16 protein-coding genes are annotated in these 19,023 nt (G+C 72.6%); 10 read left to right on the forward strand and 6 right to left on the reverse strand.

Annotation, left to right across the window (positions count from 1 at the left end; genetic code table 11):
* Positions 1-35 precede the first annotated feature (35 nt).
* Positions 36-878 (forward strand): SDR family NAD(P)-dependent oxidoreductase, encoded by an 843-nt coding sequence (locus AB0L37_RS04075; RefSeq protein WP_365499732.1) that lies wholly within the window; start codon positions 36-38, stop codon positions 876-878.
* Here AB0L37_RS04075 and AB0L37_RS04080 read toward each other — a convergent pair.
* Positions 868-2,310 carry an aldehyde dehydrogenase gene (locus tag AB0L37_RS04080; protein WP_365499735.1) on the reverse strand — a complete coding sequence of 481 codons (1,443 nt, stop codon included), beginning with the start codon at positions 2,308-2,310 and terminating at the stop codon, positions 868-870. The genes AB0L37_RS04075 and AB0L37_RS04080 overlap by 11 nt on opposite strands.
* A gap of 221 nt (positions 2,311-2,531) precedes the next feature.
* Between AB0L37_RS04080 and AB0L37_RS04085 the strand changes: the two genes are divergently transcribed.
* From AB0L37_RS04085 to AB0L37_RS04095, 3 genes are all read left to right on the forward strand, one after another.
* A complete protein-coding gene (locus AB0L37_RS04085) occupies positions 2,532-3,599 on the forward strand; it encodes an alpha/beta hydrolase (protein WP_365499737.1) in 1,068 nt (355 codons plus the stop codon).
* Between the two features lie 28 nt (positions 3,600-3,627).
* Positions 3,628-4,386 (forward strand): creatininase family protein, encoded by a 759-nt coding sequence (locus AB0L37_RS04090; RefSeq protein ID WP_365499740.1) that lies wholly within the window; start codon positions 3,628-3,630, stop codon positions 4,384-4,386.
* A 137-nt stretch (positions 4,387-4,523) separates the two neighbouring features.
* The gene (locus AB0L37_RS04095; protein ID WP_365500554.1) at positions 4,524-5,369 is read left to right on the forward strand and encodes an alpha/beta hydrolase; all 846 of its coding nucleotides are present in this window, start codon (positions 4,524-4,526) and stop codon (positions 5,367-5,369) included.
* A 90-nt stretch (positions 5,370-5,459) separates the two neighbouring features.
* Here AB0L37_RS04095 and AB0L37_RS04100 read toward each other — a convergent pair whose 3' ends face one another.
* Entirely contained in the window at positions 5,460-6,353 is an 894-nt protein-coding gene (locus AB0L37_RS04100; protein WP_365499743.1) for a Bax inhibitor-1/YccA family protein, read from the reverse strand.
* A 317-nt stretch (positions 6,354-6,670) separates the two neighbouring features.
* Between AB0L37_RS04100 and AB0L37_RS04105 the strand changes: the two genes are divergently transcribed.
* The 3 genes from AB0L37_RS04105 (at position 6,671) to AB0L37_RS04115 (ending at position 10,649) form a co-directional block, all read left to right on the forward strand.
* Complete coding sequence (locus AB0L37_RS04105) at positions 6,671-9,466, forward strand: AAA family ATPase (protein ID WP_365499746.1); 2,796 nt, start codon at positions 6,671-6,673, stop codon at positions 9,464-9,466.
* Positions 9,467-9,580: 114 nt separating this feature from the next.
* Positions 9,581-10,075 (forward strand): SRPBCC family protein, encoded by a 495-nt coding sequence (locus AB0L37_RS04110; protein WP_365499749.1) that lies wholly within the window; start codon positions 9,581-9,583, stop codon positions 10,073-10,075.
* A 64-nt stretch (positions 10,076-10,139) separates the two neighbouring features.
* Positions 10,140-10,649 carry a TetR/AcrR family transcriptional regulator gene (locus tag AB0L37_RS04115; protein WP_365500557.1) on the forward strand — a complete coding sequence of 170 codons (510 nt, stop codon included), beginning with the start codon at positions 10,140-10,142 and terminating at the stop codon, positions 10,647-10,649.
* On the opposite strand, the gene AB0L37_RS04120 is transcribed toward AB0L37_RS04115, so the two are convergent.
* Genes AB0L37_RS04120 through AB0L37_RS04130 form a run of 3 tightly spaced genes read right to left on the reverse strand, consistent with a single transcriptional unit; the run spans position 10,638 to position 12,950 of the window.
* Entirely contained in the window at positions 10,638-11,306 is a 669-nt protein-coding gene (locus AB0L37_RS04120) for an HAD-IA family hydrolase (protein WP_365499752.1), read from the reverse strand. The genes AB0L37_RS04115 and AB0L37_RS04120 overlap by 12 nt on opposite strands.
* The gene (locus tag AB0L37_RS04125; RefSeq protein WP_365499755.1) at positions 11,303-12,142 is read right to left on the reverse strand and encodes a prephenate dehydratase; all 840 of its coding nucleotides are present in this window, start codon (positions 12,140-12,142) and stop codon (positions 11,303-11,305) included. The genes AB0L37_RS04120 and AB0L37_RS04125 overlap by 4 nt, the downstream gene beginning before the upstream one ends.
* Complete coding sequence (locus AB0L37_RS04130; RefSeq protein WP_365499758.1) at positions 12,117-12,950, reverse strand: hypothetical protein; 834 nt, start codon at positions 12,948-12,950, stop codon at positions 12,117-12,119. Before AB0L37_RS04130 ends, AB0L37_RS04125 begins: the two co-directional genes overlap by 26 nt.
* Positions 12,951-13,273: 323 nt before the next feature.
* Between AB0L37_RS04130 and AB0L37_RS04135 the strand changes: the two genes are divergently transcribed.
* Complete coding sequence (locus tag AB0L37_RS04135; protein WP_365499761.1) at positions 13,274-16,036, forward strand: AAA family ATPase; 2,763 nt, start codon at positions 13,274-13,276, stop codon at positions 16,034-16,036.
* A gap of 2 nt (positions 16,037-16,038) precedes the next feature.
* Here the strand turns inward: AB0L37_RS04135 and AB0L37_RS04140 are convergent, their stop codons facing one another.
* Positions 16,039-16,803: an alpha/beta hydrolase gene (locus tag AB0L37_RS04140; RefSeq protein ID WP_365499764.1), complete on the reverse strand. Its 765-nt coding sequence runs from the start codon at positions 16,801-16,803 to the stop codon at positions 16,039-16,041.
* A 206-nt stretch (positions 16,804-17,009) separates the two neighbouring features.
* On the opposite strand from AB0L37_RS04140, the gene AB0L37_RS04145 reads away from it, so the two are divergent.
* Positions 17,010-17,480, forward strand: a complete 471-nt coding sequence (locus AB0L37_RS04145) for an SsgA family sporulation/cell division regulator (protein ID WP_365499767.1) — start codon at positions 17,010-17,012, stop codon at positions 17,478-17,480.
* Between the two features lie 51 nt (positions 17,481-17,531).
* Positions 17,532-18,935 (forward strand): CHASE3 domain-containing protein, encoded by a 1,404-nt coding sequence (locus tag AB0L37_RS04150; protein ID WP_365499770.1) that lies wholly within the window; start codon positions 17,532-17,534, stop codon positions 18,933-18,935.
* Positions 18,936-19,023 lie beyond the last annotated feature (88 nt).

The raw sequence follows: 19,023 nt of genomic DNA on the forward strand, positions 1-19,023 counted from the left end.
GCCGTCGCACCCGCACACGAACCGGAGGCTTTCAGATGAACACCACCAAGACCTGGCTGATCACGGGCAGTTCGCGCGGCCTGGGCCGCACACTCGCCGAGACCGTCCTCGCCGCGGGCCATCACGTGGTCGCCACCGCCCGGCGCATCGAGTCCCTCGGCGACCTCGTCGACACGTATGGCGCGAGGATCCGGCCGGTGACCCTGGACGTGACCGACGCCGAGGCCGCGCGGCGGGCGGTGCGGGCCGCCGTCGACGCGTACGGGCGTCTCGACGTGGTCGTCAACAACGCGGGGTACGCCGACATGGCCGCCCTGGAGGACATGTCGGACCAGACCTTCCGCGATCAGATCGACACCAACCTGTTCGGAGTCGTGAACGTGACGCGGGCCGCCCTGCCTGTGCTGCGCGCCCAGGGGGCCGGGCACATCATCCAGATCTCGTCGGTCGGCGACCGGGTGGGCGTGCCGGGGCTCGGCGCCTATCAGACGGCCAAGTGGGCGGTGTGCGGCTTCTCCGAGGTGCTCGCCCAGGAGGTCGCCCCGCTCGGCATCAAGGTCACGGTCGCCGAACCGGGTGGCATGCGCACCGAGTGGGCGGGCGCGTCCATGCAGACGCCGCCGGTGAGCGCGCCGTACCAGGGTGTCGTCGGTGCCGCGGTCGCACAGATCCGCGGGGCGCACGGGCTCCAGCCGGGTGACCCGGAGCGGATCGCGCGGATCCTGATGGACGTGGCCGAGGCGGACGAGCCGCCGCTGCGGCTTCTGCTGGGCGAGGACGCCGTCGCCGTGGCCCGGTCGATGGCGCAGCGGCTGGCCGCCGAGGACGCGCGCTGGCAGCGGGTGAGCGCGTCCGCGGGCGGGCCGCTCACACCGTGATGGTCTTGTACTCGGTGTAGGTGCCGAGGCCGACCGCGCCGTACTCGCGGCCGATGCCGCTGGCCTTGAACCCGCCGAAGGGGCCGTCGAAGCCGACCGAGGCGCCGTTGACGGTGATCGTCCCTGTGCGGATGCGGCGGGCGACGGCCAGGGCGTGCTCCTCGTCGGTGGACCAGACGCCGCCGGAGAGCCCGTACTCGCTGTCGTTGGCGATCCGGACGGCGTCGTCCTCGTCGTCGTACGCGATGACCACCAGGACCGGCCCGAAGATCTCCTCCTGGGCGATCCGCATCGCGTTGTCGACGTCCGCGAAGACGGTCGGTGTGACGTAGTTGCCCTTCTCCAGGCCCTCGGGGATCTGCGGGCCGCCGGTGACGAGGCGGGCGCCCTCCTCGATGCCGAGCTGGATGTAGTCGCGCACGCGCTGCTGCTGGTCGGGGCGGATCATCGGCCCGATGAAGGTGTCCGGGTCGTTCGGGTCGCCGACCTTCAGCGACTCCACGAGGTCCTTGAGCGCGGTGACGACCTCTTCGTACCGGCTGCGCGGGGCGAGGATGCGGGTCTGGGCGATGCACGATTCGCCGTTGTTGAGCAGCGAGCCGAACCGCACGCCGGCGACGGCCTTCTCGATGTCGGCGTCGGGCAGGATGACGGCGGCGGACTTGCCGCCCAGCTCCAGGCTGACCCGCTTGAGCTGTTCCCCGGCGATGGAGGCGATGCGGCGTCCGGCCCGGGTCGAACCGGTGAAGGCGATCTTGTCGACGTCCCGGTGCGACACCAGGTACTCGCTGGTCTCGCGGTCCGCGGGCAGCACGCTGACGACGCCCTCGGGCAGGCCGACGCGCTCCAGGAGCTCGGCCAGCAGGCCCATGCTCAGCGAGTTCTCCGGGGAGACCTTCAGGACCACGGAGTTGCCCGCGAGCAGCGACGGGATGATCTTCGAAGTGGCCGACGAGAACGGCGAGTTCCACGGGATGACGGCCGCCACGACCCCGACCGCCTCGCGGCGCACCACACTGCGCGCCGGGGACGCGGGGTCGGAGGGGGTCAGGGTCTCCTCCCAGGCGAACTCCTCCGCCGCCTTCAGGTAGGCGTTCGCCTGCCGCGTCAGCCCGGCCTGCCCGGCGCGGGTGAACCAGCCGGCCGAGCCGCTCTCCAGGGAGATCACGTGGGCGATCCGCTCCGCGCTCTCCTCGCGCAGCGCGTTGAACCTGCGCAGCACCGCGATCCGCTCGGCCGGGGGCGTCAGCCGCCACTCCCCCGCCTCGAACGACGCCCGCGCCGCGGCGACGGCCCGGTCGATGTCCGCGGGCTGCGCCTGGGCCGCCCGCCCGATCAGCGAGCGGTCGTGCGGCGAGGCGATGTCGAGGAGCTGGGCGGAGCTCGGCTCGGTCCAGGTGCCTCCGATGAAGAGCCGGTCGTAGGTGATCATGGTCTTCCCTCTCTCGCACTCAGTAAATGTCACTAAAGCGTAGCACTTAGCATGTGAAGCGCCCGCTGTGATGACTTTTATTCCAGCATCGGGTGCCCTCGACCCACTCAGTCGAATGACTCACACGTATCTGGTTTGCCTCCGACCGTCATGTGGCTGATGTGTCCGGGTTCGTGACCGGACACAGTGTGTGTCACACACACCCCGACGGAAGGACCGACATGATCGACAGGCGTACGTTCAGCAAGGCCGTGGGCCTCACCACGGGCGCGGCGGCGCTCTCCCTGACCGGCCTCCAGGCATCGGCGTCCGCCCAGGCGGGCACCGGCCGGCCGGGCGGAACCACCGCACCCACGGTGCCGGCCGTCACCCCGGGCACCCACACCGAGTTCCCGAAGCTGAAGCACGTCAAGGCGGGTGTCCTGAACATCGGATACGCCGAACTCGGGCCGGCCCGCGGCCCGGTCGTGCTCCTGCTGCACGGCTGGCCGTACGACATCCACAGCTACGTGGACGTGGCCCCGCTCCTCGCCGACCTCGGCTACCGCGTGATCGTTCCCTATCTGCGCGGGCACGGCAGCACCCGCTTCCTCTCCGCCAACACCCCGCGCACCGCCGAGCAGTCGGCCATCGCCCTCGACATCATCGCGCTGATGGACGCGCTCAAGATCCGCAAGGCTCTGCTGGCCGGCTTCGACTGGGGTTCACGCACCGCCGACATCATCGCCGCGCTGTGGCCCGAGCGCGTCACCTCGCTGGTCTCGACGAGCGGCTACCTCATCACCGACGTCAAGAAGCAGCAGGAGCCCGCCGCCGCGGCCGTCGAGCACAACTGGTGGTACCAGTGGTACTTCGCCACCGAGCGCGGCAAGACGGCCATGGAGACGGAGAAGGACCGCCTCGCGCTGTGCCGTTACGTGTGGACCCTCGTCTCCCCGAACTGGAACTTCGACGACGCCACCTTCGAGCGGACCGCGCAGGCCTTCCTCAACCCGGACTACGCGGCGATCGTCCTCTTCAACTACCGCTGGCGCATCGGTCTGATCGAGGGCGAGCCCCGCTACGACCGCTACGAGAAGCAGCTCGCCGCCCAGCCCTCCATCGGCGTCCCCACCGTCACCCTGGACGCGGCGCTCGACCCCTTCACCGCGCCCGGCGACGGCTCCGCCTACCGGACGCACTTCACCGGCCCCTACGAGCACCGCACCATCGCGAACATCGGGCACAACCTGCCGCAGGAGGCCCCCACCGTCTTCGCCCAGGCCGTCGTCGACGCCGACCACCTCTGAGCACCGCCACTTCCCGGAGGAGCCCCCGATGAGCGAAGTCCTGTGGAACCATCTGACCGCCGCCCAACTGCGTGCCCTCGCGGCGCGGGACGCGGTGGTCCTGCTGCCCATCGGGGCCACCGAGCAGCACGGCCCCCATCTGCCGACCGGAGTCGACGACTTCCTCGCCGCCGAGGTGTGCAGACGAGCGGCGGTGACGGCCTCGAAGCAGACCCCCGTGGTCGTGACGCCGTCGATCCCGACCGGCCTGTCCGAGCATCACATGCCGTTCGGCGGCACCCTCACCCTGACGCTGCCGACCCTGCACGCCCTGCTGCGGGACATCTGCCGCTCCGTGCTGCGCGCGGGCTTCTCGCGCATCCTGATCGTCAATGGGCACGGCGGCAACATGACCGCCCTCAACGCCCTGGTCACCGAGCTGACCGCCGAGTTGGTGACGCCGATCGCGGTCGCCAGCTACTTCGGCGCCGGCCGCGAGGTGATCCGGTCGACCCTGGAGACCCAGGACGGGCTCATGCACGCGTGCGAGGGCGAGACGTCCATGATGATGGCCGCCCTTCCGTGGCTGGTCCGCGACGAGCATCTGTCCGAGGCGCACGGCCCGCGCATCACCCTGCCCGCGGAGTCCACCGAACCGGTGTACATGGCGGTGCCCTTCGACCGGATCACCCGGTCCGGCGTCGCGGGTGACGCGCGCGTGGCGAGCCCGCAGAAGGGCGAGGCGATGCTCGCGGGCTGCGCGAAGGCCCTCGCGGAGATCGTCGTACGGGATCCCTGGGCCAAGTAGTCCCTACCCCCCCCCCGGCCCTGCTGTGCCCTGCTGTCCCCTCCCTCTCCTACTCCCCCCATCTCTCCATCTCTCCCTCTGTCCTTATCGCTCCAACTCCCTTTTCCCGAACCCCTGAAAGAGGTTTTGTCGTGGCTATGCATGGTGGACGTAAGCGAGTGGCGACCGGTGTGGCCGCCGCGGTCGTCGCGGGCCTGGGCCTGGGCGCCTTCGCACTCAGCGGTACCGCCAGCGCGGAGAACACCCAGGTCGAGGGCGCCGCCCGCGGCCCGAAGCCGACCATCGTCCTGGAGCACGGCGCCTTCGCCGACGGCTCCAGCTGGAACGGTGTCATCGCCGATCTGCGGGGGCGCGGCTACCCGGTCGTCGCCGCCGCGAACCCGCTGCGCGGCCCTGCCTCCGACGCGGCCGCGCTGCGCACCGTCCTCGACCACATCAAGGGGCCCAAGGTCCTCGTCGGCCACTCCTACGGCGGCAACGTCATCAGCGAGGCCGCCACCGGTGACCCGCAGGTCAAGGCCCTCGTCTACGTGGCCGCCTTCCTGCCCGCGCCGGGCGAGACCGCCCTGGAGCTCACGAACAAGTACCCCGGCTCCACGCTCCCCGACGCCCTCGACCCGGTCACCTACCAGCAGGCCGACGGCACCACGGCGACCGACCTGTACATCCGACAGGCCGCGTTCCGGCACCAGTTCGCGGCGGACGTGCCCGCGGCCCAGGCCGCCCTGATGGCCGCCGCGCAGCGCCCCGTCGCCCAGTCCGCGCTGGAGGAGAAGGCGACCTCCGCCGCCTGGAAGGCCATTCCGAGCTGGGACATCGTCACCACCGAGGACCTCAACATCCCCCCGGCCGCCCAGCGGTTCATGGCCGAGCGCGCCCACTCCCGCACCACCGAGGTCGCCGCCTCGCACTCCGTCGCGGTCTCGCACCCCCGCCTCGTCGCCCAGGTCATCGAGCGGGCCGCCCGCGCCACCGCCCGCTGACCCGCACGCCGTCGAGCACGACGAGGCCGCCGGAACCATCGTTCCGGCGGCCTCTTTCGTCGGCGTCCCGCGGTCGCGGACCGGGAGACGTCAGTACACGTCGTCGGCCGGGTACAGCGTGAGCAGCCGTACGGTCTCCACGTACAGCCAGACCAGCGTCAGGGTGAGCCCGAACGCCGCCGGCCAGGCCTGGTCGCGGGGTGTGCCGTGGGTGATGCCCTCCTCGATCTGCCGGAAGTGCAGGGGCAGGAAGGACACCGCGAGGACGATGCCGACGACGCCCATGAAGGCGCCGAGACCGAAGGGGTGCAGGCCGAGCCGGTCCGGCCCGAGGAGAGAGACGAGGAACCAGTCGGCCCAGGCGAGAACGGCCAGGCCGAGCAGGGCCACACCCGCGTGTCCGTGCCACCGGCGGGTCACACGTATCCAGTGCATCGCCCGCGCGAAGAGCGCCGCGGCGGAGGTCGCCATCGTGGCGAGCACGGTCTGGACGAGGACGCCCGGCGACAGGTGACTGGAGACCGTGGCGGAGAGCACGCCCAGGAACAGCCCCTCGCACACCGCGAACGACAGCGCCGGCCAGGCCCCGGACCGGCTGCGGCGGCACTGCGCCACCACGAGTGCCGCGGCGACGGCCGCTGCGCAGGCGGCGACGGCGTACGACACGGCCGTGGCGAGGCCGGCGAGCGGGAACACGGTCCAGGACAGCACGGCCGTGAGGGTGCAGACGCCGAGGGACGTCGCCGCACGGGGCAGGACGTCGTCCATCGTCAGCAGGTCGCCGACGAGGGCGGGCAGCGGGCCCGTCGCGTCGGGGCCGCCGGGATCCCGGTCGGTGCCCGCCCCGATCCTGTCGCGCACGACGGCGATCCCGCTCCGCGGGTCACGGATCGCCGTCTTCTGTCCTCCGCGCCGCGTGAACTGCGGTCGCGACAGGACCGGGTTGCTGCTCTTGAGCCAACGCTGCTGCTCGACCGGTGTCACGTCAGGTCCTCTTCTCTGTGTCGGGCGTGCCGCCCGCAGCCCCCGGGATCCGGGGCCCCTTCTGGCCAGCCTGACCGAGGAACAAAAGGTGTACATCAGTCAGTTGACGGTCACCGTCGACGTCGGTGTTCCGGCCGCGCGGGTGTGATGTCCGGGTCGAAGCGCCGCTTCACCGCGGCGAGCCGGTCGTACCCTTCCGCTCCGGCACACGCGCCCGCTTCCCGCCGTGGTCGGGACGGCGATGGCCGGACCAGGGCTTGCCTTACACTCCGGTGGATGCGGGGGCGGCAGGGTGACGGGGCGAGGGGCGTGGCAGGGTGACGCAAGGTCAGGGCCCTGAGATCCCTCAGTCGTCGGCGCGGCTGCTCGGCCGGGGCGACGACCTCGCGTACATCCAGGCCTTCCTCGGCAACGCCGACGTCCAGGGCGCGGCGCTCCTGCTGTCCGGGGAGGCCGGGGTCGGCAAGAGCGCGGTGCTCGACGCGGTGGCCGCCGACGCCGCGGAGCACGGTGTACGGGTGCTGCGCGCGGGCGGTGTGCAGTTCGAGGCGGACATCAGTTACGCGGGGCTCAACCAGCTGCTCGTGCCCCTCTTCGACGACTTCGACCGCCTGGACAACCCGCACCGTGACGCGCTGCGGGTCGCCGTCGGCATCGGGAGCGGTCCGGCCCCCGACCGGCTGCTGACCTCCACGGCGGTGCTGCTGCTGTTGCGGCTGCTGTCCGCCGAGGCGCCGTTGCTGGTCGTCGTGGACGATCTGCCGTGGCTGGACCGGGCGACCAATTCCGTGCTCGGGTTCGTGGCGCGGCGTCTCGTCGGCAGCCGGATCGGGTTCCTCGCCGCCTCCCGGACGGGCTCCGACAGCTTCTTCGAGGCCGGAGGACTGACCGAGCACCGGCTCGGGCCGCTGGACGGCGCGGCGTCCGCCGAGCTGCTGGCGCGGGCCCATCCGGACGTCTCCCCCGCCGTGCGGCGGCGGATCGCGGCCGAGGCGCGCGGCAATCCGCTGGCGCTGATGGAGCTGCCGGTGGCGCTCTCCGCCGAACAGCGCGCGACGCTGGCCGCGCTGCCCACGGTGCTGCCCCTCACCGAGCGCCTCCAGTCCCTGTTCGCTTCCCGCGTGGCCGAACTGCCGGACAGCAGCAGGGAGTTGCTGCTGATCGCGGCGCTCGACGGCACGGGCGACCTGGCCGCGATCGAGGCGGCCGCCGCCGGGAGGGCCGTCGTCGACGACCTCGCGCCCGCCGAGCGCGGCCGCCTGGTCACCGTCTCCGCGGGAAACCGGCGCCTCGCGTTCCGGCATCCGCTGATCGGTTCCGCGGTGGTGGAGCTCGCGACCGCGGCCGAGCGCCGCCGGGCCCACCGAGCGCTCGCCGACGCGCTCGACGACCAGTTGGAGCGCCGCGCCTGGCACCTGGGCGAGGCGGCCACCGGACCGGACGAGCAGGTGGCGTCCCTGCTGGAGGAGACGGCGCGGCGCCGGCTGCGGCGCGGCGACGCGCTCGGCGCGGTCACGGCGCTGACCCGGGCCGCCGGGCTCAGCCCCAGCGCGGCGGACGAGAGCCGACGGCTCGCCGAGGCGGCGTACGTCGGGGTGGACTCCAGCGGTGAACTGGCGGACGCCACCCGCCTGTTGGCGGGGGCCAGGCTCGTGCATCCGGACACCGGGCAGGAGTCGCTGCACGCGGCGGCAGCCGCCGCGTTCCTCCTCCTCAACACGGACGGCGACATCGCCACCGCCTATCGTCTGCTGGTCGGGGCGATCGAGTCGGGGGACCACGGCTTCGACGCGACCGACCCCGCGCTCGTCGAAGCGCTGCATCTCCTCGTGCTGCTGTGCTGGTACGCGGGTGAACCCGAGCTGTGGGGACCGCTGTTCACGTTCGTGGACCGGCTGAGGCCCGCGCCGACCGAGCTTTTGTGGGTCGTCACGCGGACGTTCGGCGACCCGGCGCGCACCGGGGCCGAGGCCCTGCCCCGCCTGGAGAAGCTGATCGCCGCGGTCGGCGACGATCCCACCCTTGTCGTCCGGGTGGGCACCGCCTCGGTCTTCCCCGACCGGCTCGGCGACTTCCGGTGGGCGACGCGCCGTTTGATCGAACAGGGCCGTGCGGGCACCGCGCCCGTACGCCGCCATCTGGGCGCCCTGATGCATCTGGGCCTGGACTACATCCACCTGGGCCGCTGGGACGACGTGACGGAGCTGGCCGCCGAGGGGCTCGGGCTGTGCGAGAGCCACGACTACCGCTTCTACGCCTGGTACTTCCAGTACATGCAGGCCGTCGTGGCGGGGGCGCGCGGAGACGTGGAGACCGCAGCCGCGCTCGCCGAGGAGATCGTGCGGTGGGCGACGCCGCGCGGGGTGCGCGGCGCCCGGTACTTCGCGTGCCACGCGCGGGCGCTGGCCGCGCTCGGCGCCGGTGACTTCGAGACCGCGTACCGGCAGGTCTGCGAGCTCAACCCGCCGGGGACCGTGGCCCCTTACGTGCCGATCGCGATGTGGAGCGCCCTGGATCTGGTCGAGGCGGCGCTGCGGACGGGGCGGACCGAGGAGGCGGTCGCCCACGCCGCGGCGATGCGGGAGTCCGCGATGGCCGAGGTGTCGCCGCGCCTCGCGCTGCTCGTCCTTGCGGGCGAGGCGCTGGCCGGCACCGGGGAGGAGTCCCTCGACCTGTTCCGGCGGGCGCTGGCCCTTCCTGGGCTCGACCGCTGGCCGTTCGACACCGCGCGGGTCCGCCTCTTCCTCGGGGAGCGGCTGCGGCGGCTGCGGGTGACGGCGGAGGCCCGGGAGCAGCTGGGCCTGGCGCACGATGCCTTCCGGCGGCTCGGCGCCGGGCCCTGGTCGGCGCGGGCAGCGGCCGAACTGCGGGCCAGCGGGCGGTCCGCGCCGAGCGCCGCCCGGCCCAAGGCCGGCGCGCTGACCGCGCAGGAGTTGCAGATCGCGACGCTCGCGGCGACCGGCCTGACGAACAAACAGATCGCGGAGCGGCTGCTGCTGTCCCACCGGACGATCGGCACCCACCTCTACCAGATCTATCCGAAGCTGGGCATCACCTCCCGCGCGGCCCTGCGGGACGCGCTGTCCGGTCTCGACGTCGAAGAGGACGGGTGACCCGGTGCTCAGTCATGTGACGTATGTGGAGCGGAGCGGCCCCGCGCACAGTGAACGCCAAGCGATCGGTTCCGCCGGCCAGGTGTGAGGTGTCGGAGAGGAGAGGGGAACGGCATGCCCGTCGACGACATCCACTGGCCGTCGGGTTTCTCACCGGACCAGGCCCACGGCTACTGCCGGGCCGAGGCCCTCGTGCACGCCCCGCCCGCCCGTGTCTTCGCCCTGCTCGGAGACACGGCACGGTGGGCCGACTGGGTTCCGGGCGTCACCCGGGTCCGGGCCGGACCGCTCGACGGGGCGTTGGACGTGGTCTTCCTCGGGCGCTCCTTCGAGGTCTACGTGGGCGAACGCGAGCCGCCCCGGCGTCTTGGCTGGTCGGGTGTCGGCGCGGGGGTGCAGTCGTACCGGGCCTGGCTCCTCACCCCCGTCGGCGCGGACACCCACGTGCTGACGGCGATCGTGGTCCGGGGGCCGGCCACCGGGGCTGTGCGCACGGTGTCCGACCGGTGGGCGCGGCGCCTCAACGCGCGGTGGGTCGCGCGCCTCAAGAGCCTCGCGGAGAACGGCTCGCAGGGGGACGTCGACCGGACGTCGAGGGACGGAATCTAGACTCGGTCGCGTGAGAGCCGACGCAGCACGCAACCTCGAGGCCGTCCTGACCACCGCCGCCCGTATGCTCGCGGCGGACCCGGGCACCACCATCGCGCGCATCGCCGCCGAGGCAGGCGTGGACCGGCGCACCGTCTACCGGCGCTTCGCCTCACGCGACGAGCTCCTCACCGCCATCCACCAGGCCCGCGTCACCGCCATCGAGGCCGCCGTCGAGGACGCCCGGCTGCGCGAGGCCCCGGTACCGGTGGCCCTGCACCGCTACGTCGAGAACATCATCGAGGTCAACCGCACCTGGCCGGTCGACCTCACACATATGCTCGCCGACGACGCCGTCCGGGGCCGCAGGGACGCCGTCATCGACGAGGTCGACACGTTCCTGCGGCGCGCGGTCGACGAGGGCGTGCTGCGCGGCGATCTGCCCGAGGGCTGGGCCGGCGAACTGCTCCCCCAGCTCATGCACCTGGTGTCGCGCCGCATGCCCGAACTCGGCGCCGGGCAGGCCGCGGACGTCGTCGTCGACACCCTGCTGCACGGGCTCGGGACCGGCCGGACCGCCGCGTCACCGGTGTGAGCGCTCGGGTGTGACGCCCACGAGCGGGATGCCGAGTGCCGCCTCGATCGCGGCGACGGTCCCCGCGGGCTCCACCGCGTGCACGGTGGTGAAGCCCAGGGCGGCGGCCGGGGGCAGGTGCTGAGCGGTGTCGTCGACGAACACGCACTCCTCGGCGGTGAGGCCGAGCCGGGCGAGCACGAGGCGGTAGAGCTCCGGCTCGGGTTTGCGGAGGCCGTGGCGTTCGGAGAGCACCACGGCGTCGTAGAGCCGGTTGACCGCATAGCCCTGGTAGAGGTTCCACGGGGTCAGGCCGACGGAGTTCGAGAGGATGCCGACCTTCACGCCGGCCCGCCGGGCGACGGCCGCGGCCACGATCACCGTCGGCTCGGGGCGCAGGTCGGCGAAGATGCGGCCCATCAGGTTGTCGGGCCGCACGCGCAGCAGCCGGCCCGCGACCGCGTTCCACTCGCGCTGGCCGATCGCGCCGCGTTCCAGGTCCTCGGTGATCCGGATCCCCTCCGGCGTCAGTGCGAGGTCGGTGAGCAGGGTGCCCTCCGCCAGGCCCTCGCGCCGTTCGAAGGCGAGAGCGGCGGGCAGCAGTGGTGTCGTCAGGACGCCGCCGAAGTCGAGGACGAGGCCCTTGAGGCGCGGACCCCTGCTTACGTGTGAACTCACGTGTTCCCCTGTCGGTGCGGATGTGCAGGGAACACGCCGAGGACGCGCACCTCGGACGAGAAGAACCTCAGCTCTTCCAGGGCGAGGGCGACGCGTTCGTCGTCGGGGTGGCCCTCGATCTCCACGTAGAAGCGGCTGGCGTTGAGGCCCGCGCCGATCTGATAGCTCTCGATCTTGGTGAGGTTCACGCCGCCCGCGGCGAATCCGCCGAGCGCCTTGTAGAGCGCGCTGGGGATGTTGCGCACGCTGAAGAAGAGGCTCGTCATCGTCGGACGGCCGGTGTCGGGGGCGAAGTCCGCGTCCGCGGACAGGACGACGAAGCGCGTGGTGTTGTCCGGGTCGTCCTCGACCCCCGCGCGCAGCACGTCGAGTCCGTGGAGCGCGGCGGCCGCGGGCGGGGCGAGCGCCGCGTGCCGGGGGTCGCCGAGTTCGGCGACCTCCCGTGCGGCGCCCGCGGTGTCGTCGCTGACCAGGGTGCGCCAGCCGCCTTCGCGCAGCAGCTTGCGGCACTGGCCGAGGGCGTGCACATGACTGCGTACGCACTCCACCTGGTCCAGGGTCGTGCCGGGCACGGCCATCAGGTCGAAGCGGATCGCGAGAAAGTACTCGGCGACGATGAAAAGGCCCGACTCGGGCAGCAGATGGTGGACGTCCGCGACGCGGCCCGCAGCGGAGTTGTCCACCGGGATCACGGCGACGTCGGCCGCGCCGAGCGTCACGGCGTCCAGGGCCTGCTCGAAGCCGGTGCAGGGCAGTTCGGCGTTGTCGGGGAACAGAGCCTGCGCCGCCGTGGCCGAGTTGGAGCCGGGTTCACCCTGATATGCGACGGTCGTCACCGTGTGGAGCCTTTCCGAAGGAGCGTATGGGCGGGCGGCAGCAAGCGAGTCGCGTACCGCACTGCTGAAGTATCGGTGCACAGGCCTCCAACAGGCGCACGGTGGGGGTCGGTTCGGTGATCTCGTCCAGGATGAGCGCGTCGGTGTACACCGCGGCGACCACGTGATGGGCCGCGTCCGAGACCCGCCGGACGCTGTCGGCCAGCCGGGCCGAGGACGACGGGGTGACGGTTTCGTCCAGTGCTGCCGCGAGGCCGAGCCGTGCGTCGTGGAGCACGGCGGCGTGCTCGGTGGTCCCGGACGTGTCGGCCACGTGGCGGGCCGCGCCGAGGGCCAGCGCCGCGACGGCCGTCCAGTGAAACGCCGCGTGCTCGGCGCGCAGCGGCGTCGCCGTCGTGCGCGTGACCAGTCCGGTGGGCACGTGCAGGTCCGTCAGGCGGACAGCCGCGGTGCGGTCCGTTCCCGTACGGGGACGAGAGGCGCCCTCGACGAGCCGGGCGGGAACCACGTAGAGGTCGTCGGCGAGCCGCAGCGCGTGCCAGTTCCCGCGCGCCGCGGAGGGTGGGCGGTGCCACCGGCCGGACAGGCGGTAGCCGTCCGGGGTGGGTCGCACCCCGGACGGCTGCCGTGCCCCGGCGTCGGGTTCGGCGGCGGGCAGGGGTGCGGCCCAGTTCCATGTGGTCGTGAACGCCTGCCAGGACGCGGCGGGATCGGCGTGGGCCAGGCCCTCGTAGAACGCGAGGACCCGGGAGAGCGGCGCACGCGGTCCGAGGAGGGTGCGGGGCCCGCCGTGGACGTGGGCGGTCATGGGGTGGGGCCGCCTGTCGGGGGCTGTCGGCGCCGCCGGGCGATCGCGCCGTCCTGAATCGTGCATCGGCTTCTTCCCGTTTCCGTACGTGGACCGCCTCCGTCGGCACATGTCCACTCAGCAGGACAACGTGTTTGAACGACTCCGAGGTTCACATGTGAACGTAGGACATGTTTCTCAAAGCGGGTACGTTCTCCGCCTCATCGAATGACGAAACCTGCCGAGACACATAAGCTGCTGCGACAGGCGGGAACACGCCGGACGAACACATGTGCCGGCCTGGATATCTGCGCCGCCTCCAGCGGGGAAGGATGTGGGGGACGATGGTGTCGTTCGACGGGTCGATGGTGGGACGGGAGAACGAGCAACAGGTGCTGACCGCGTTCGTGCGGGGTACGGACGCCCAGGCGCTCGTGCTGCGGGGCGAGACGGGGGTGGGCAAGAGCGCGCTGCTCGACCATGCCGCCGCGCTGGCCGCGGACGAGGACCACCGGGTGATCAGGGCGGCGGGTGTCGAGGCGGAGGCTGAGCTGCCGTTCTCCGGGCTGCACCAGTTCCTGTATCCGCTGCTGCCCAGCATCGACCGGCTCGACGAGGTGCAGCGCCGGGTGTTCGACGTGGTCTTCGGGCGGAGCGAGGGCGCGCCGCCCTCGGTCATGACGCTGGGGATCGCCGTCCTCGACCTGCTGTCGCTCGCCGCCTCGCAGCGGCCGCTGCTGCTCGTCCTGGACGACGGCCAGTGGCTCGACACGTCGAGCACCGAGGTGTGCGGCTTCGTGGGGCGCAGGCTCACCGGCAGTTCGGTGCGGCTCGCGGTCGGCCTGCGTTCGGACGTGCCGTCGGGGTTCGACACGGCGGCGCTGCCGGACCTTCCGGTGACGACGCTCTCGGACGAGGCGTCGCAGCGCCTCCTCGACCTGCGCCACCCCGGCCTGGACGGGCGGATCCGCGCCCGGGTCCTGGACGAGGCGCGCGGAAACCCCCTGGCCCTGCTGGAACTTCCGCCCCACGTGATGCGCAGCGTCCGCAGCGCGAACGACGGGGCGACGCTGCCGGACCCCTTCACGGGCACCCCGCTGCCCCAGCGGCTCCAACAGGTGTACGGCGCCCGGATCGCGGCGCTCGACGGCGTCGTACGCGGGGAGTTGCTGCGCGGCGCCCTGGACGGCGGTGGCGCGGGAGCGGCGGCCGGGCGCACCCGCTACCGCATGGCGGGCGCCGAACAGGCGGCGGCCGACGGCCTGTTGGACCTGGATCCGCTCTCCGGCGACTTCGTGTTCCGGCATCCTCTGGTGCGCTCGACGGTCGTGCAGATGTCGACCCCGAACGAACGGCGCGCGGCGCACGCCGCGCTGGCCGAGGTGCACCGGGACGACGTGGAGCGGCACGCCATGCACCTGGCGGCGGCGACCGTCGACCCGGACGAGGAGGTCGCGGCCGCCCTGGAGGCGGCGGCGGACTCGGCGACCCGGCGGGGCGGCGCGCGGGCCGCCGTGGCCTGGCTGACCCGGGCCGCGGAGCTCAGCCCGGGCCGCGAGACGCGGACACGGCGCCTCGACGACGCCGCGTTCATCGCCTCGCACGCCGGACTCCTCGACCGGGCACGGCAGTTGGTCCGCCTCGACGCGGCGTCCGGCGGCGCCGGGTCGCCGGCCGCGGTGATCGCGTCGGCGTATGTCGCGCTGTACGAGGACGGCGACGTACGGACCTCGCACCGGCAGGTCGGCGCGGCGATCGAGAGCGTCCGCGACGACGGTGTGACGGAGCCGAACGAGCTGCTGACCCGGCTGGTGAACCTGCTCCTCGCCATCAGCCAGTACGCGAGCGACGCCGAGGCGTGGCGGCGCACCCATGAACTCCTCGACTCGCTGGGCGCGTTGGTGCCCCCGCTGTCGCGGATCTACGAGGACGCGTGGGGCGACGTCGTCCGGCGCGGCGCCGGGGTGCGCGAGCGTGTGGAGCGGGCGTTCACCGAGCCGCGCGCCCTCGAACCGTGGGACGTCACGCGCCTGGGCGCCGCCGCCTACCACGTGGACACGCTCAGCCAGTACCGGCCGCGGTTCCAGCGCGTCGTCGACCGGGAGGTCGAGACCGGGGCCGTGTCGACGGGCATGACGATGCTGCACCACATCATGCTCGACCAGATGGCGGGGGGTGAGTGGGACGAGGCCGAGCGCACCGGGCTGCGCAATCTGGAGGTCACCACGTCCCACGGCAACACGCTGTTCGCGCACCACACGCGCGCGTACCTCGGGTTGCTCGCCGCCCTGCGCGGCCGGACGGACGACGCACGCGGGCTCCAGGCCGGCGTCGACGCCTGGGCGCGGCCGCGCGGCGTCGGCTTCCTCACGCAGATCACCGATGCGATCGGCACCGCCGCCGCGCTCGCCGACGGCGACTACGAGGCCGCGTATCTGCACGCCATCGGCATCACACCGCCGGGCACGTTCGCCGCCTACGCGCACCAGGCGCCCCGCACGCTGCTCGACCTGGTGGAGGCGGCCCTGCACACCGGCCGCACCGAGCAGGCCCGGCGGCACGCCGTCGCCGCGCGGGACGCCGGGCTGCCCGCCGTCTCGCCGCGTCTCGCGCTGGTCACCGAGGGCGCGCTCGCTCTCACCTCGGCCGACGCGGGCGAGGCCGAGAGCCACTTCCGGCGGGCCGAGGCGCTGCCCTCCGCGGCCGGATTCCCGTTCGAGCTCGCCCGGATCCGGCTCGCCCACGGCATCCACCTGCGGCACACCCATGACCGCAAGGCGGCCCGGGTCCCGCTCACACTCGCCGCGGAGACCTTCGAGCGCCTGGGCACACCTCCCTGGACCGAGCGCGCCCTCGCGGAGCTCCGCGCCACCGGCACACCCACACCCGCCGGGGCCGCCCATCTGACGGACCTCACCTGGCAGGAGCGCCGGATCGCCGACCTCGCGGCCGGCGGCCTGACCAACAAGGAGATCGGGGCGCGGATGCATCTGTCGCCGCGCACGGTCAGCTCCCATCTGTACCGGGTGTTCCCCAAGCTCGGCATCACGTCCCGGGCGGCGCTGCGCGACGCGCTGGGGAGGCTGCCGGAGGACCAGCACGTGTGAGGTCACCGCTCGGCGGGACGGCCGCGGACGCCCTGTTCGCGGAGCCAGGCGAGCACATGGTCGGCGACGGAGTGCCATCCGTCGTCGATGACGAGGCTGTGGCCGCGGTTGACGAACTGCTTCAGATCGGTCACCGCCGCCGTGTCGCCGTACCGCTTGTAGCCGGCGCGGGTGGCTTCGTCGGGTACGAGACGGTCCTCCTGCCCCGAGACGAGCAGCAAGGGTCCTCGTGCGGTGCGGGCGATGTCCGCCTCCCGCCCCTGCGCGAGGTCGGTGAGCAGGCGGTACGGGGCCGGCACGGCGAAGGCCTCGTGGAGCCGGCCTGCCTCCGCCGCCGACAGCGTGTTCGCGACGAGGCGGTGGAACTGCTCCGGCGTCAGGGTCACCGTCCGTCCGTCGGGGTCGGCCCTGAGCTCGTGCGGCAGCGGGGTCTGTCGCGCTGGGGCGGGTGCGATGGCCACCGCGGCGCGGCCGAGGTCGGCCGTGATGAGGTGCTGGGCGACGTGTCCGCCCACCGCGTGCCCGACGATCACCGGCGCCGTGTCGAAGGACCGCACGATGTCCGCGTAGTGCTCGGTGAGCGCGTCCAGACCGAGGGCGCTCAGCGCACGGGGCGATGCCCGCAGTTCCCGTACGGTGTCGGGCTCTCCCGGCCAGGCGGGCGCCACGGCGCGGAACCCGAGGCCGGCGAAGCGGTCCACCCATGGCTCCCAGGACCGCGCGTGCAGCCACGCGCCATGGATGAACACCACGGGAGTCTGTTTCACGGTTGGCTCCTTGGACCACGACGACCGTCCGGTATGGGTGTACCGACCGCTTCAGGATCCTTCGCGGGAGGCCGCCGGACGACAGTCGAATGACTGAATGTCGCGTGCTCCGGGGATTTCGACGGTCAACTTACTTATGTACGTCGTCCCGCGGAGCACGACAGTGGTGCGCGTCAGCTTCCTCCGCAGGGAAGGATCCACCCGTCATGAGTGGCTCTCCACCAGGTGTCCAGGTCAATCCGAGGGCGCCGCACGGCCGTTCCCGGCTGGCCCTGGACATCGAGCGCGTCCTGGACGTCCGCCGGCGTCAGACGATCAGGGCCGAGTTCCGGTTCGACCCGGAGACCCCGCTGACCGTGCGTGTCGAACTGGGCATCGAGGGCGGCCGGTCCGTGGTGTGGCGGATCGGGCGCGACCTCCTGCGGCAGGGCCTGTCCGCGATGAGCGGCCTCGGGGACGTGCAGATCTGGCCGACCGGGCCCGCGCCCCGTCACACGGCGCGGCTCCAGCTGGTCTCCGGTGACATGGCCGCGCTGTTCGATCTGCCGGTGCCGCCGCTCGCCGCGTTCCTCGAGCACACCTATGAATGGGTTCCCGCCGGTCGGGAGCTCGCGCACCTCGACTGGGACGCCACGGCGACGGATCTGCTCGACGGACCCGGGGCACCGTCCGACTGACGCCGCGGTCCGGGCAGACTGCGGTATCTCACTTCGAGGGGCAGGCGGGGCATGGGCAGGGGCATACGGCCGGCGCACACCGGGCGTCAGCTGGGGTTGACGAATCTCACCGTCGTGGCGAGCGCGCTGCTCGCCGCGCTGATCGGTGTCGCGTTCGCCGTGCTGTTGTGGGCGATCTCCGACGCGAACAGTTCGGTGTCGGCCCGGCGGGCGTCGCGTACGGCGCTGGTCGAGGCCGGGACGATGGAGCAGTTGCTGCTCGACCTGGAGACGGGTCAGCGCGGCTTCGTGATCACGAAGAAGGAGGAGTTCCTCCGGCCGTGGCCGGCCGCGCGCAAGGCGCTGCCCGCGGCGGCCGAGCGGTTCACGACGAGCGCCACGTCCGCGCAGCAGCGCCGGGCCGCCGAGCGGATCGCGCGCGGCGTCAAGTCGTTCCTCGACGACTACTCGGTTCCGCTCGTCGCGATGGTGCGGCGCGGTGATCCCGCTGCGGCGGGCCTCCAGGAGACCGCCGAGGGCAAGAAGCGGGTCGACACGCTGCGGGCCTGGTTCGACCGCTACATGAAGGACGAGCGGGCCCAGCTCGCGGAGCGCACGGACGCGGCAGGGGTCAACAGCCGTCAGGCCGTGCTCGCCGCCACGCTCGGCCTCGCCGGTTCGCTGGCGCTGGTCGCCGTCTTCACCGTGTTGCAGCACCGGGCGGTGGTCAGGCCGGTGCGGGGCGCCGCGGGGGCGGCCCAGGAGCTGGCGGGCGGTGACCTCAGTGTGCGGGTGCCGCCCAGCAGGGTCGCGGAGATCGGGGCGCTGGGCACCTCGTTCAACACCATGGCGGCCTCGTTGCAGGACAGCCGGCGGCGCATCATGGAGAGCACCGAGGCCGTGCACCGGCGTACGGCGCGCGACCTGCACGACGGCGCTCAACAGCGACTCGTGAGCCTGATGATCGGCCTGCGTCTCGCGCGCGAGATGCTGGCAGGCACCGAGCCCGCGGCGATCGACCTGCTGGACCAGTCGATCGACAACGCGCAGACGGCGATCAACGAACTACGTGAACTGGCCTCGGGCATCTACCCGTTGGTGCTGACCGTGAAGGGCCTGGTGGCGGCGGTGCGGGACCTCGCGTCCCGCTGCCCGGTGGCCACCGTCGTCACCTGTGAGAACGAGCGCAGGATCTCCTCCGCCGTGGAGTCGAACGCGTACTTCGTGGTAGCCGAGGCGGTGACGAACGCCGTGAAGCACGCCTCCGCGTCCCGGATCGACGTCCGGATCGAGTTCGGGGACATCTTGCGGATCACGGTCGTCGACGACGGCGTCGGCGGTCTGGGCAAGGCCAGTGCGGGCAGCGGCATGACGGGCCTCGCGGACCGGGTGGCCGCGTTCGACGGCAAGCTGACCATCGATTCCCCTGCCGGGGGCGGTACCGCGCTGCTGATCCAGATCCCGATTCCGGACTGAGCCAGTACGCCGGACGCCGGACAAGGCGGCTCCGCAGATCCGTAAGGGAGTTCAGAGCGGCAAGGGCAGGGTCGCCGTGGTCGTGGCG

The sequence above is a fragment of the Streptomyces sp. NPDC052225 genome (genome assembly GCF_040679615.1).
In the GTDB taxonomy this organism is placed as follows: Bacteria; Actinomycetota; Actinomycetes; order Streptomycetales; family Streptomycetaceae; genus Streptomyces.